This is a genomic window from Streptomyces sp. NPDC050315 (assembly GCF_040655775.1).
Taxonomy (GTDB): Bacteria; Actinomycetota; Actinomycetes; order Streptomycetales; family Streptomycetaceae; genus Streptomyces.
This window is the reverse complement of record NZ_JBFAKN010000008.1, coordinates 173,980-187,450: the sequence shown is the minus strand read 5'-3', so window position 1 is coordinate 187,450 and position 13,471 is coordinate 173,980. Positions and strand designations below refer to the sequence as shown.

The following is a 13,471-nucleotide window of genomic DNA, read 5'->3' as shown; positions in this document are numbered from 1 at the left end:
GCGGCCGTCAAGGCACCGCTGCTGAATGGAGTGACAGCCCATGTCCGCACCAGCGCCGTCCCCGCTGGCCATCGTCGAAGCCGAGCCCCTGGAGCGTCAGGGCGAGGTCCTCACCGAGGCCGCTCTGGCCTTTGTGGCTGAGCTGCACCGCCGGTTCACCCCCCGCCGCGACGAACTCCTCGCCCGCCGCGACGAGCGCCGCGCGGAGATCGCCCGCACCAGCACCCTGGACTTCCTCCCCGAGACCGCGCACATCCGCGCGGACGACTCCTGGAAGGTCGCCGAGGCCCCCGCGGCCCTCAACGACCGCCGGGTGGAGATCACCGGTCCCACCGACCGGAAGATGACCATCAACGCGCTCAACTCGGGCGCCAAGGTCTGGCTCGCCGACTTCGAGGACGCCTCCGCTCCCACCTGGGAGAACGTCGTCCTCGGCCAGCTCAATCTGATAGACGCGTACGAGCGTCGGATCGACTTCACCGACGAGCGCAGCGGTAAGTCGTACGCGCTGAAGCCCGCCGAGGAGCTCGCGACCGTCGTGATGCGCCCCCGCGGCTGGCACCTCGACGAGCGCCACCTCCAGCTCGACGGCAAGCCCGTCCCCGGCGCGCTCGTCGACTTCGGCCTCTACTTCTTCCACAACGCGAAGCGCCTGCTCGACCTCGGCAAGGGCCCGTACTTCTACCTCCCGAAGACGGAGTCGCACCTGGAGGCCCGCCTCTGGAACGAGATCTTCGTCTTCGCGCAGGACTACGTCGGCGTGCCCCAGGGCACCATCCGCGCCACGGTCCTCATCGAGACGATCACCGCGGCGTACGAGATGGAGGAGATCCTCTACGAGCTGCGCGACCACGCCTCCGGCCTGAACGCCGGCCGCTGGGACTATCTCTTCTCGATCGTGAAGAACTTCCGCGACGGCGGCGCCAAGTTCGTCCTCCCGGACCGCAACGCGGTCACGATGACGGCCCCGTTCATGCGCGCGTACACCGAACTCCTCGTCCGTACGTGCCACAAGCGCGGCGCGCACGCCATCGGCGGCATGGCGGCCTTCATCCCGAACCGCCGGGACCCCGAGGCCAACGAGAAGGCGCTCGCCAAGGTCAAGAACGACAAGGACCGCGAGGCCGGTGACGGTTTCGACGGCTCCTGGGTCGCCCACCCCGACCTGGTCCCGATCGCCCGCGCCTCCTTCGACGCGGTCCTCGGCGACAAGCCGAACCAGAAGGACCGGCTCCGCGAGGACGTCTCGGTCGCGGCCGCGGACCTGATCGCCATCGACTCGCTCGACGCCAAGCCCACGTACCAGGGCCTGGTCGACGCGGTCCAGGTCGGCACCCGCTACATCGAGGCGTGGCTGCGCGGCCTCGGCGCCGTCGCCATCTTCGGCCTGATGGAGGACGCGGCCACCGCCGAGATCTCCCGCTCCCAGATCTGGCAGTGGGTCGACGCGGGCGTCGTCTTCGAGGAGCCGGGCCACGAGGGCGAGAAGGTCACCGCCGACCTCGTCCGCCGCATCGCCGACGAGGAACTGACCGCCCTCCGCAAGGAGCTCGGCGAGGAAGCCTTCGCCGCCGGCAAGTGGCAGCAGGCCCACGACCTCCTCCTCCAGGTCTCCCTCGACACCGACTACGCCGCCTTCCTGACCCTCCCGGCGTACGAACTCCTGGACTGACGTCCCGCACGTCACAACGTGCCTCGCCCCCGCCGCACACCATGCGACGGGGGCGAGGCGCGTTCGTCTCACCGGGCTCCGCTACTTGAAGAGAAAATCCGCGCAGGCGACCAACGCCGAGATCGAATCCAGGACGCGCGACGAATCCCCGGCAGGGCGAAGAGGGGCGAGCACCGACCGGTCCCGCGCGGCACAAGCCGGCGGGCGGGGACACCCCACGCGTCCCCGCCCGCCGGTGACCGGGTGGCCGGTCGAGGGGTGGTCAGTGTGCCGGTGCCGGTTCCTCCGGCGTCGTGGCTCGCTTGCCCAGGTGGTTGAAGACCAGGTTCAGGGTGACGGCCAGGAGGCAGCCGGTGGAGATGCCGGAGCCGAGGACGATCTGGGCCCAGGAGGGGAAGGCGTCGTAGAAGCCGTCCGAGAGGGCGGGGGCGAGGCCCGCGCCGAGGGTGACGACGACGATCAGGGCGTTGTCGCCGCGGTGCAGGTCGGCCTGGAGCAGGGTCTGGATGCCGCTGACGGCGATGGAGCCGAAGAGGAAGAGGCTGACGGCCGCCAGTACTGGCATGGGGACGACGGAGATCAGGGCCGCGGCGGCCGGGCTGAGGCCGATGAGGACCAACAGGCCGCCGCTCAGGGCGACGACGAAGCGGCTGCGGACGTTGGAGATGACGACCAGGCCGATGTTCTGGGCGAACGCGCTGGCGTGGAAGGCGTTGAAGAGCGGGCTGAGCGCGGAGCCGAGGCTGTCGGCGCGCAGGCCGCGGGCGATGGTCTTCTCGTCGACGTCCTTATCGACGATCTTGCCGAGGGCGATCATGTCGGCGGTCGACTCGGTGAGGATCACCAGCATGACCACGCACATGGAGATGATCGCGGGGAGGGAGAACTGCGGGGCGCCGAAGTGCAGCGGGGAGGGGATGCCGAACAGGGCCGCGTCGTCGAGCTTGGAGAAGTCGGCGAGGCCCATCGGGATCGCCAGCAGCGTGCCGAAGACCATCGCGAAGAGCATGCTGATCTGCTTCAGGAAGCCGCGGGTGAAGCGCTGGAGGAGCAGCATCACCAGGACCGTGGCGGCGGCCAGGGCGATGTTCTCCGGATGCGGGGCACCGGTCGAGGAGCCGTCCACGATCCAGTCGTAGGCGACGGGGATGAGGGAGACACCTATGAGAAGGATGACGGAGCCCGTCACTACCGGCGGGAAGAAACGTACGAGGCGGGAGAAGTAGGAGCTGACGAGGAAGCCGAAGAGGCTGGAGACGATGATGGCGCCGAAGACGACGGGCATGCCCGCCTGCACGCCGCCCTGAGTGGTGAGGATCGTCAGCATCACGCCGACGCCCGCGAAGGACACACCGTTGACGAACGGCAGCTTGGAGCCGATGAAGTTGCCGAGGCCGAGGGTCTGCAGAAGCGTCGCGATGCCGGCCATCAGGAGGCTGCCGCCCATCAGGACGGCGGTGTCGGCGGCGGACATCTTGGCCGCGACCGCGACGACGAGCGGTACGGAGACCGCACCGGCGTACATCGAGGCGACATGCTGCAGGCTCGCGACGAGCATGCGGCCCGCCGGCAGCACCTCGTCGACGGGGTGAACGGCGGCGGTGCCGCTCGCGGGTGGTGCGGGAGCGTCGGACGGGACGCGGGCAGAACTCATGGGTGGCGCTTCTTCCGTCTCGTAATGGACGCGGCCGGCCCCGCCCTGGGCTCCGTACGGGTACGGAGCGGCCACGGCAGGACCGGCCTCAAGACTGGAAAGTAACTTCCGTCATGCGCTGGGCGGCACGACGTTACGTCAGTGCACCCCGGCTGCGGAAGACCCTTCTGCCGGTCGTTGCGACGGAATGCCATCTTCCAGAAGCCCCGCGGAAGCCTCCTGTTCACCTTCAGGGCCTGCGCGAAGGTGGTTGAAAAGGAGGTTGAGGATGATGGCGACGAGACAGCCGGTGGAGATGCCCGAGTCCAGGACGACCAGCAGGTCCTTGGGGAAATTGTGGTAGAACTCGGGCGCCGCGATCGGTATCAGGCCGATGCCGACGGCCGCCGCGACGATCAGCGCGTTCTCACCCTTCTCCAGGGCCGCGGTCGACAGGGTCTGGATGCCGCTGGCGGCGACCGAGCCGAAGAGCACGATGCCCGCGCCGCCCAGTACCGGCAGCGGTACGAGCGAGATGACGGACGCGGCGATCGGGCAGAGGCCGAGCACGATGAGGATCAGGCCACCGGCCGCCACGACGAAGCGGCTGCGTACCTTGGTCATCGCGACCAGGCCGATGTTCTGCGCGAACGCGCTGCACGCGAAGCCGTTGAAGAGCGGGCTGATGGCGGTACCGAGCGTGTCGGCGTACAGACCGCCCTTGATGGTGCGCTCATCGGCGGGCCGGCCGACGATCTTGCCGAGCGCCAGCATGTCCGCGGTCGACTCCGTCATGCAGACCAGCATCACGATGCACATCGAGATGATCGCGGCGATGTCGAACTGCGGAGCGCCGAAGTGGAAGGGCGTCGGGAAGCCGACGATGTCGGCCTTGGCGATGACGCTGAAGTCGGTGATGCCGACCGGTATCGCGATGAGCGTGCCGACGATCAGGCCGAGCAGGATGGAGATCTGCTGAAGGAAGCCGCGCAGGGTGCGCCGTAGTACCAGCACGATGACGAACGTCAGGGCCGCCATGCCGATATTGGTCAGCGAACCGTAGTCCGGTGCCGCCGCGTTGCCGCCCTGGGACCAGTTGAAGGCCACCGGGAGCAGCGAGACGCCGATCAGGGTGATCACGGTGCCGGTGACGACCGGCGGGAAGAAGCGGACCAGTTTGGAGAAGTACGGGGCGAGGACGAAGCCCAGTACACCGGCGACGATCACCGCGCCGAAGATGATCGGCAGCGCGTTCTCGGGGCTCTGCGCCTTGCCGATGGCGACCATCGGGGTGACGCCCGCGAACGAGACGCCGTTGACGAACGGCAGCTTCGCGCCGACCTTCCAAAAGCCGAGGGTCTGCAGCAGGGTGGCGATGCCGGCGGTGAAGAGGCTGGCGCCCATCAGGAACGCCGTCTCGGTCGCGCTCAGCCCGCAGGCCGGCCCGACGATCATCGGCGGGGCCACCACGCCCGCGTACATCGCGGCCACGTGCTGCAGGCCGCTGGTGAACATTTTGAAAGGCGGAAGGGTCTCGTCGACCGGATGCTTCCGGTCCCCCTCCATGTGCTGCCCGGGTGTTGCGGCCACTGCGGGCCTCCTTCGATTTCTGTGCCACCGGGCCGGTGGCACGAGCCTGTCACGGAGGGCTTGCCATGTGTTGCGCGTGCGGGCGCAAGTGCGGGTGCGGATGTGCGCTTATGGCGCGTGTGGAGGGGTCGGTGCGTGGTGACGCGGTGAGCGGGTGGGGTACCGGCCCGGGGACGCGGGTGCGAGCCCGCGTCCCCGGGTTACGGCGCTTGTGGATCCCGCTCGGATCCACAAGCTCAGCCGGGGGCCGTCCCCCCCGACCGAGTCTTGAGGTGTGCCGTACGGGCGGTGCCGTACGGGATGTGCGTACCGCTGGGGGTCAGCCCCCGGCGGCGATGCGGGCGAGCCGCTGGGACTCGGCGCGTGCGGTACGTGCGATGGCGTCCTCGTCGACGGTGACGAGGCGGTTGTCCTCGACCACCGGCGCGCCGTTGACCAGCGAGAGGGTCACCGGGGCCGGCGCGCCGAAGATCAGCGCGTTGACCGGGTCGGCGATGGTGGAGTGGCCGAGGCCGTCCAGCTTCCACAGCACCAGGTCGGCGAGCTTGCCGGCCTCCACCGAGCCGATCTGGTCGGCCCGGCCGAGCACCTGCGCGCCGCCGTAGGTGCCCAGGCGCAGCGCCTGACGGGCAGTCAGTGCTGCCTCACGGTGCGGGCCGAGGCGGTTGATGAGCAGCGCGTTGCGCAGTTCGGTGTGCAGCTCGCCGGACTCGTTCGAGGCGGTGCCGTCCACGCCGAGGCCGACCGGGATGCCGGCCGCGAGCATGTCCGGTACCCGGGCGATGCCCGCCGCGAGGCGCGCGTTGGACGACGGGCAGTGGGCGACACCCGTACGGGTACGGGCGAAGGCCGCGATGTCCGAGTCGTTCATGTGGACGCAGTGCGCCATCCACACGTCCGCACCGAGCCAGCCGGTGGACTCGAAGTACTCCGTCGGGCCCATGCCGAACAGCTCGTGGCAGAACTTCTCCTCCTCCACCGTCTCGCTGCCGTGGGTGTGCAGCCGCACGCCCTTGCGGCGGGCCAGCTCGGCGCCCTGCTTGAGGAGGTCGGTGGTGACCGAGAACGGCGAGCACGGCGCGACAGCGATCTGCGTCATCGCGTCGAAGGAGACGTCGTGGTACCGGTCGATGGTCTCCTCGGTGGCCGCGAGCGCGCCCTCCAGGGACTCCACCGCGAAGTCCGGCGGCAGCCCGCCGTCCGACTCGCCGCGGTCCATCGAACCGCGGGCGAGCGTGAAGCGTACGCCCATGTCGGACGCGGCCTTGATGATGGCGCCGGAGAGGTCGCCGGAGCCGCGCGGGTAGACGTAGTGGTGGTCCATGGCGGTGGTGACGCCGCCACGGGCCATCATCGCCAGCGAACCCTGCGCGGCCACCGCCGCCATCGACTCGTCGATGCGCGCCCAGGTGGGGTAGAGCGCGACCAGCCAGTTGAAGAGGTTGTGGTCGGTCGCCAGGCCGCGGGTGAGCCACTGGTAGAAGTGGTGGTGCGTGTTGACCAGGCCGGGGGTGAGCAGGTGGCCGGTGCCGTCGATGCGGCGTACGACACCGTCCAGGCCCGCGGGCGCGGGTCCCGCGCCCACCGACTCGATCCGGTTGCCGGCGACGACGACATGGCCGGAGGCGTACTCGGTGTCGTTGCCGTCGACGGTCGCGATCGCGCAGTTCTCGATGACGATGCGCGCGACCGCGCTGTCAGGGGTTGCCGGTGCTGCCATGGGATCTTCCTTCACTCTCTCGCTGTTCTGGGCACGGCAGGACCCTAGGGAATTTGAGTGCCGGAGCCGGGCGAAGCAGCTGACAGTACTGCCGCCCGTGGCGTGCTCCGGGTGCCGAGATGATGGAAGAAGAGGTTGAGCAGGACCGCGACCAGCGCACCGGCGCTGATGCCGGAGCCGAGGACGGTCTGTGCCCAGGCGGGGAAGTCCGCGTAGAAGGTCGGCGCGGCGAGCGGGATGATCCCGGCGCCGAGCGACACGGCCACGAGGATGATGTTGGAGCTGTCGTCCAGGCCGGCCTCGGAGAGCGTGCGGATGCCGCTGACCGCGATGGAGCCGAAGAGGACGATGCCGGCGCCGCCGAGCACAGGCATCGGGACCAGCGAGACGACCGCGCCGAGCACGGGGAAGGCGCCGAGCACGATGAGGGCACCGCCCGCGACGGCGACGACGTAGCGGCTGCGTACCTTCGTGAGCGAGACGACGCCGACGTTCTGCGCGAAGGCGCTGGTGGGGAAGCCGCCGAAGATCGGTCCGATGAGCGTCGCGATGCCGTCCGTACGGAGACCGCGGGTGATGGTCTTGCCGGTGCACTCGCGGTCGCAGATCTCGCCGAGCGCCAGCATGCCCGCCGAGGACTCGGTCATCAGGACGAGCATGACGATGCACAGCGACAGGATCGCGGCGGGCTGGAACTCCGGCGGGCCGAAGGCGAAGGGCGTGGGCAGCGCGGCGATCGGCGCCTCGCGCAGCGAGGAGAAGTCCGCCAGGCCGAACGGGATCGCGGCGAGAGTGCCGATGACCAGACCGAGGAGGAGCGCGATCTGCTTGATGAAGCCCTGGAAGAAGCGCTGGATGAGCAGGATGACGACGAGCGTGAAGCCGGCCAGGGCCAGGTACTTCATGTCGCCGTGGTCGGCGGCGTTGGCGTCGCCGCCCTGCGCCCAGCCGACCGGTACGGGCATCAGCGTCACCCCGATGAGGGTGATCACCACGCCGGTGACCAGCGGCGGGAAGAATCTCAGGAGCTTGCCGAAGAAGGGGCCGACGGCGAGGCAGAAGACGCCGGCGACCATGACCGCGCCGTAGATCGCGGGCAGTTGGTGCCCTTTGGAGGTGGTCTCGGCGATGGCCAGCATGGGCGTGATGCCGGCCGAGGAGGCGGCGTTCACGAACGGCAGCCGGTTTCCGGCGAACTTCCGGATGCCCAGGGTCTGCAGAAGGGTCGCGAGCCCGGCGATGAGGAGGCTCGCGGCGATCAGCCGGGTCTGGCCGGCCGAGTCCAGGTGGGCGGCCTGGCCGATGATGAGCGGAGGGGTGACCACGCCGGCGTACATGGCGGCGATGTGCTGGAGGGCGGCGGGGACGAGCCGCTTGGGACCCAGCTTTTCGTCCACCGGGTGGACGTCGGTTTCGGGGTGGTGCTCAACGTGCGATTGCTGTGCCATGGGTCGTTCCCCTCAGGATTCGCGGCCCCCTCCCGCCGTGCGGGAGAACGGGAGGGGGAAACGAGGCACTTTCGCGGCGTGGGAGAGCCGTCAGAGGTTGGTCATGTCCACCGGGATGCGTGCGTCGACACCGTCGCGCAGGATGGTGGCCTCGATGAGCCCGTACGGGCGGTCCGCCGCGTAGTAGACGGCCCCGTCCTTGGCCTCGTTGTCGAGGCCGAAGGGGGAGAGGTCCTGGCGGAAGTGGTGCTTGTTCGGCGCGGAGAAGCGGATCTCGTCCACCTCGCTGCGGTTGTTGATGACCCGCGAACCCATTTGGTACAGGGTCTGCTGCAGCGAGAGGGAGTAGGTCTCGACGAAGGCGTTGAGAATGTGCTTCTTGACCTGGTCGTAGGACCGCTCCCAGCTGGGCATCCGCTGGTCGTCGGCCGTCCAGTTGTGGCGCCACCAGGTGGACAGCGACGTCGCGAGGATACGGTCGTAGTCCTCCTGCAGCGTCGTGTACTTGTCCTTGATGTAGCCCCAGAACTCGGAGTTCGTGGAGTTCATCACGGTCAGGTCCTTGAGGCCCGAGAGGATCTCGAACTTCTCGCCGTCGTAGGTGATCTGCGCGAGGCGGGTCTCCTGGCCCTTGCGGACGAAGGAGTGCTTGACCTCGTCGGCGCCGATGAACTTGGAGTTGGCGTCGGAGCCGGCGATGCGCTCCCAGGCGTACTCCTCGATGCGGATGCGCGCCCGGTGGATGGACGGCTGGCTGTCGACGAAGTGCCGGGCGAGGTGGATGCCGTACTGCTCGGCGGACTCGATGCCGTATTCCTTGGCGAACGCGAAGCAGGTGTTCTTCGTCGTGTCCGTGGGCAGGCAGTTGGCGTTGGAGCCGGAGAGGTGGACCTCCTCCAGGTCGCCGGAGAGGGCGACCGAGACGTTGAGGTCCTTGATGTGATGGGTGTCGCCGTCCCGCGTGATCTTTACGACCCGGTTCTCAGCCTTGCCGTACTGGTTCTGTCCCAGAATGGTGGGCATGTCTGCTAGCTCCCTCGGTAAACGGAGTAGCCGAACGGGTTGAGCAGCAGCGGTACGTGGTAGTGCTCGCCCGGCTCGACGGCGAACGTGATCGCCACCTCCGGGAAGAACGCTCCGGTCGCACCGCTGTCCCGATTCGCGGGGGCGTCCTGCTGCGCCTCGGCTTGCTTGGTGGTGCTCTGCTGGTTGGAAACGAAGTACGCCTCGGTCTCGAAGTCGAGACGTACGTGCGTCGTCCCCGCCGGCAGGGCCGGCAGGTCCTTGCAGCGCCCGTCCGCGTCCGTCTTGGACGCGCCGTGCGCGGCCCATGCGCCGTCGCTGCCGGAGCGCACCGAGAGCGTGAGGGCCACGCCCTCTGCGGGGCGGCCGACGCTGGTGTCCAGGATGTGCGTGGACACCGACGTCTGATCGGCAGCCGTGTCGCTGCTCATGCTGCGTCTCCTTCTGCGAGGCGGGTCAGGCGGATGCGGTTGATCTTGACGAGCTCCCCACGCACGATCTCTCGTTCGTGTTCCGGCGCGTTGTCGATCCGGTTACGGACCGCGTCCCTCATCTGCTCGGCGGTCAGGCCGGTGGCGCAGATGAGGAAGACGTGCCCGAAGCGTTCCTGGTAGGCCAGGTTCAGTTCGAGCATCTCGGCCTTGAGCTCGTCGGAGGCCCCCGCCATCCCCCGCTGCTCGCGGGAGGAGGTGGGGTCGCCCGGCTTGGGGCGGCCGATCGGCGGGTGTCCCGCCATCGCCTCGGCCAGATCGTCCGCCGTCAGCTCTGCCATGGCGGCGTCGCTGGCGGCGAAGAGGGCCTCGGTGTCGGCGTACGGGCGCTGCGCGAGGATCTTGCTCCCCCACGCCTCGCTGGCACACACCTCGTGCAGCGCGGCCTGGGCCTCGCTGACGTCGGCCGCATTGAACCGGGTGAGCCCCGGAGTCGTACTCGAAGACACGGGAAGCCTCCGTGGCTGCGTCGTGCTGTGCGTTGGACGGGCTGGGCATAGCTAAGTCTGCGGACAACACCACGTCAACACTTTGTTGAAAACTCGGCAACACGAAAGCCGCCGTTCCGGAAACCCGGAACGGCGGCTTGTGGCGGTTTGCCGCGAGGTAAGGAACGGGGGCCGGTCAGCGCTCGGCCTTCGCGCCGTTCTCCCTGTTCAGGTAGTTGTAGACGGTGAACCTGGAGACCCCGAGCGCGCCCGCGACGGTCTCCACGCCATGCCGTACGGAGAAGGCGCCGCGGGTCTCCAGGATGCGCACGACCGACTGTTTGGTCCTGCGGTCCAGCTCCGCGAGCGGGCGGCCGTGCCGGCGTTCCAGGTCCGCCAGCAGATGATCCAGGGAGTCGGAGAGGTGCGGCAGCCGTACGGCCACCCGGTCCTCACCCTCCCAGGTCAATATGACGTCGTCCCCCTGCGCCAGATCCGGCGCCACCATCTCCCCGCCCATCGCGTCCACCAGCGGCTTCACCGCTTGGACGAACGGGTGGTCGGCAGGCTCGGTCACCGCTCGGCCTCCTTGGCGTCCTGGCCGTCCCGGCCGTCCGGTATCACGTTGACCTGGAGCGAGACGCGGGTGGCGCCGGCCGCCAGGGACTGCCGCAGCAGCGCGTCCACCGCGGTGAGCACCCGCTCCGCGTCCCCCTCGGCGGTATTGCCGAACGGGCCGACGTCGACCGCGTCCAGCTCGGCGCCCGTGACGACCTCACGGGCCACCACCGCGTGGTCCGGTGCCTCGTCCAGGTCGAACGGTTCCGTCGTGAACTCCACTCTCAATCGCACACCGTCAACCTACTGCCGACGTCGGCCCGGCCACCAGAATCGACCGCACGGGACCCCTTGACAGCCCTCCTACCCCGCGGGCACTCTTCCAATACGCAGAAAGAAAGTTTCGTAATACGGAAGGCGCTTACCCCGCATGGGCTTCACCGACACGCGCTTCGACGTCAACCTGTCGATCCTCTTCACCGAGCTCCCGCTGCTGGAGCGCCCCGCCGCCGCGGCCGCCGCCGGCTTCACCGCGGTCGAGCTGTGGTGGCCGTGGGTCGACGCGCCGGTGCCCGAGCAGTCCGAGCTGGACGCGCTGCGGGACGCGCTGAACGACGCCGGCACCCAGCTGGTCGGCCTGAACTTCTACGCCGGGCAGCTGCCGGGCCCGGACCGCGGCGCCCTCTCCCTGCCCGGTGAGGAGTCGGAGAAGTTCCGCGCCAACGTACCGGTCGCGGTGGAGTTCGCCCGCACGATGGGCTGCAAGTCCCTCAACGCGCTGTACGGCAACCGCATCGAGGGCGTCGACCCGGCCCTCCAGGACGAGGTGGCCCTCGCCAACCTCACCCTGGCAGCCCGCGCCGCCGACTCCATCGGCGCGACGCTGCTGATCGAGGCGCTGAACCAGCCCGAGTCGCCGCTCTGCCCGATCGTCTCCGCGCCCAAGGCCGTCGAGATCGTCGACAAGGTCAACGCGGCCACCGGGCTCGGCAACGCCAAGTTCCTGATGGACCTGTACCACCTGGCCATGAACGGCGAGGACCTCAACGAGGTCATCGAGACGTACACCGAGAAGACCGGGCACGTGCAGATCGCCGACAACCCCGGACGCGGCGCGCCCGGCACCGGCCACCTGGACTTCACCGACCTGATCAACCGCCTCAAGAAGGCCGGTTACGACGGCTGGGTCGGCCTGGAGTACAAGCCCGGCGACCGCCCCAGCGCCGGCGCCTTCGAGTGGCTGCCCGCGCCGCTGCGCGCCGCCAACGGGCACTGATACCGAACGACTGACGGACGGGCCGGGGGGGGAGCGACCGATGCCGAGGATGACCGCCGCAGCGGCGGCCGCACGGATCGTCCGGGACGAGGGCGGCGACACCGCCTTCGGCTGCCCGGACGCGCCCGGCGGCCCGCTGCACGCGGCGCTCGCATCCGGCGGCACCGCTCTCCCGACCGCACGCCACGCGCAGTCCGCGGCCCACATGGCCGACGGCTGGGCCCGCGCGAGCGGGCGCACCGGGGTGGTTGTCGCGGGCGCGGCGTCGGGGCCGGGGCTGGTGCCCGGGCTGCACGCCGCACAGGCTGACGGGGTACCGCTGGTCTGCCTCGCCGCGGGGTCCGGAGCGCCGGTACGGGCGGTGGCCAAGCAGGTCTTACCGGCCGCCTCCGCCGCCCGCCTGCCGTGGGCGCTGCGCGAGGCGTTCCGTACGGCCCGCGAGGGCCGGCCGGGGCCGGTACTGGTGGAGCTGCCCGCCGACGTGGACGCAGAGATCGCATACGATCCGGCGGTCGACGGTCCACTGCCGACACGCAGCGGCATACCGCATCCGCCGCAGGTCGCGGCCGCGCTGGAGCTGCTGCTCGCCGCGCGCCGGCCGCTGCTGCTGGCGGGCGGCGGGGTGACCGCGGCGGACGCCGGTGCCGCGCTGCGCGCGCTGGCCGGCCGGCTGCGGGTGCCGTTCGCCGACACCCCGGGCGGCCGCGGCTGCGCGGGGGACGGCCACGAGCTGTACGCCGGTACCGTCGGGTCTTCTCCGGGCGACCAGGCCCTCGGTACGGCGGACTGCGTGCTCGCGGTCGGCACCGGGCGGGCCGCCGGCCTCCTCACGGGGGTGCGCACGGTGATCCAGGTGGACGCCGAGCCGTCGGCGATCGGCGGGTACGGCACGACGACCGGCCTCGGGATCGTCGCGGATGCGCGGCTCTTCCTGGAGGCGCTGCACGACGCGGCGCTGCACGACGCGGCCGACGACGGTACGGAGCGCCGGGAGTGCGCCCGGTGGGCCCGGCCCGCGGGGGCCGGGGCCCGGACGCCCGGCCCGCGCGGCTCGGGCGGCGCCCCGGTCCCGGTCGGCCGGGTCCACGCGGAGCTCGACGCGGTCTTCGGTACGGACGCCTGCTTCGTCCTCACGGAGGAGGCGTACGGGGAATGGAGCGGCGCGCTGCTCCCGGTCGGCAGGCCACGGCGGCTGCTGCTCGGCGGCCGCGGCGGCCCGCCCGGCTGGGCGGTGCCCGCGGCGCTCGGCGCGCGGGTCGCGCTGGCCGCGGCGGCTCCGGACGCCGTACTGGTCGGCATCGCCGCCGGGCCCGGACTGCCGCCCGCGGCCGAGGAGTTGACGGTCGCGGCGGAGCACTCGGTGCCGTACGTACAGTTACTGCTCGACCGGGACGAGCGCGGTCCGGACGCCGTGCGGCTGGCCGAGGCGTACGGCTGCTCGGGGCGCCGGATCACGGCCCGGGACGGGCTGCGCTCCGCGCTGGAGTGGGCCCGCAAGGAGGCCGTCTCCACGCGGCGCCCGGTCCTGGTCGACGTACTGGCCAGGCCCGACGAACAGCAAAACGAATAGCAACACACACAGACTTCCGGCGGCGGCACTGACACCTGTCCTGTCGCGCCCAGGTGCCGCCG

General features: G+C 70.2%; 12 protein-coding genes. 3 read left to right on the top strand and 9 right to left on the bottom strand.

Going from position 1 to position 13,471, the window contains the following annotated elements; genetic code table 11:
- Nucleotides 1-40: 40 nt before the first annotated feature.
- Nucleotides 41-1,672, top strand: a complete 1,632-nt coding sequence (gene aceB, locus AB0I82_RS28235; protein WP_363260181.1) for a malate synthase A — start codon at nucleotides 41-43, stop codon at nucleotides 1,670-1,672.
- A gap of 262 nt (nucleotides 1,673-1,934) precedes the next feature.
- On the opposite strand, the gene AB0I82_RS28230 is transcribed toward aceB, so the two are convergent.
- The 9 genes from AB0I82_RS28230 to AB0I82_RS28190 all read right to left on the bottom strand — a co-directional run bounded on the left by AB0I82_RS28230 (nucleotide 1,935) and on the right by AB0I82_RS28190 (nucleotide 10,857).
- Complete coding sequence (locus AB0I82_RS28230) at nucleotides 1,935-3,326, bottom strand: nucleobase:cation symporter-2 family protein (RefSeq protein WP_363260179.1); 1,392 nt, start codon at nucleotides 3,324-3,326, stop codon at nucleotides 1,935-1,937.
- Nucleotides 3,327-3,464: 138 nt separating this feature from the next.
- Nucleotides 3,465-4,871, bottom strand: a complete 1,407-nt coding sequence (locus tag AB0I82_RS28225; protein WP_363260372.1) for a nucleobase:cation symporter-2 family protein — start codon at nucleotides 4,869-4,871, stop codon at nucleotides 3,465-3,467.
- Between the two features lie 343 nt (nucleotides 4,872-5,214).
- Entirely contained in the window at nucleotides 5,215-6,615 is a 1,401-nt protein-coding gene (locus tag AB0I82_RS28220) for an 8-oxoguanine deaminase (RefSeq protein WP_363260178.1), read from the bottom strand.
- A gap of 44 nt (nucleotides 6,616-6,659) precedes the next feature.
- Nucleotides 6,660-8,063 (bottom strand): nucleobase:cation symporter-2 family protein, encoded by a 1,404-nt coding sequence (locus tag AB0I82_RS28215; RefSeq protein ID WP_363260177.1) that lies wholly within the window; start codon nucleotides 8,061-8,063, stop codon nucleotides 6,660-6,662.
- Between the two features lie 90 nt (nucleotides 8,064-8,153).
- Nucleotides 8,154-9,086, bottom strand: a complete 933-nt coding sequence (pucL, locus tag AB0I82_RS28210; protein ID WP_363260176.1) for a factor-independent urate hydroxylase — start codon at nucleotides 9,084-9,086, stop codon at nucleotides 8,154-8,156.
- A 5-nt stretch (nucleotides 9,087-9,091) separates the two neighbouring features.
- Entirely contained in the window at nucleotides 9,092-9,517 is a 426-nt protein-coding gene (gene uraH, locus AB0I82_RS28205) for a hydroxyisourate hydrolase (RefSeq protein ID WP_363260175.1), read from the bottom strand.
- Complete coding sequence (uraD, locus tag AB0I82_RS28200) at nucleotides 9,514-10,026, bottom strand: 2-oxo-4-hydroxy-4-carboxy-5-ureidoimidazoline decarboxylase (protein WP_030252595.1); 513 nt, start codon at nucleotides 10,024-10,026, stop codon at nucleotides 9,514-9,516. Before uraD ends, uraH begins: the two co-directional genes overlap by 4 nt.
- Before the next feature lie 175 nt (nucleotides 10,027-10,201).
- Nucleotides 10,202-10,582: a helix-turn-helix domain-containing protein gene (locus AB0I82_RS28195; RefSeq protein WP_363260174.1), complete on the bottom strand. Its 381-nt coding sequence runs from the start codon at nucleotides 10,580-10,582 to the stop codon at nucleotides 10,202-10,204.
- Entirely contained in the window at nucleotides 10,579-10,857 is a 279-nt protein-coding gene (locus AB0I82_RS28190) for a hypothetical protein (RefSeq protein ID WP_363260173.1), read from the bottom strand. Before AB0I82_RS28190 ends, AB0I82_RS28195 begins: the two co-directional genes overlap by 4 nt.
- 136 nt (nucleotides 10,858-10,993) lie before the next feature.
- On the opposite strand from AB0I82_RS28190, the gene AB0I82_RS28185 reads away from it, so the two are divergent.
- Nucleotides 10,994-11,839, top strand: a complete 846-nt coding sequence (locus tag AB0I82_RS28185; RefSeq protein WP_363260172.1) for a TIM barrel protein — start codon at nucleotides 10,994-10,996, stop codon at nucleotides 11,837-11,839.
- Nucleotides 11,840-11,879: 40 nt separating this feature from the next.
- Nucleotides 11,880-13,409: a thiamine pyrophosphate-binding protein gene (locus AB0I82_RS28180; RefSeq protein WP_363260171.1), complete on the top strand. Its 1,530-nt coding sequence runs from the start codon at nucleotides 11,880-11,882 to the stop codon at nucleotides 13,407-13,409.
- Nucleotides 13,410-13,471: the final 62 nt, after the last annotated feature.

Coding starts and splice junctions, on each gene's coding strand:
- aceB (WP_363260181.1), top strand. CDS start 41: ATGTCCGCACCAGCGCCGTCCCCGCTGGCCATCGTCGAAGCCGAGCCC.
- AB0I82_RS28230 (WP_363260179.1), bottom strand. CDS start 3,326: ATGAGTTCTGCCCGCGTCCCGTCCGACGCTCCCGCACCACCCGCGAGC.
- AB0I82_RS28225 (WP_363260372.1), bottom strand. CDS start 4,871: ATGGAGGGGGACCGGAAGCATCCGGTCGACGAGACCCTTCCGCCTTTC.
- AB0I82_RS28220 (WP_363260178.1), bottom strand. CDS start 6,615: ATGGCAGCACCGGCAACCCCTGACAGCGCGGTCGCGCGCATCGTCATC.
- AB0I82_RS28215 (WP_363260177.1), bottom strand. CDS start 8,063: ATGGCACAGCAATCGCACGTTGAGCACCACCCCGAAACCGACGTCCAC.
- pucL (WP_363260176.1), bottom strand. CDS start 9,086: ATGCCCACCATTCTGGGACAGAACCAGTACGGCAAGGCTGAGAACCGG.
- uraH (WP_363260175.1), bottom strand. CDS start 9,517: ATGAGCAGCGACACGGCTGCCGATCAGACGTCGGTGTCCACGCACATC.
- AB0I82_RS28185 (WP_363260172.1), top strand. CDS start 10,994: ATGGGCTTCACCGACACGCGCTTCGACGTCAACCTGTCGATCCTCTTC.
- AB0I82_RS28180 (WP_363260171.1), top strand. CDS start 11,880: ATGCCGAGGATGACCGCCGCAGCGGCGGCCGCACGGATCGTCCGGGAC.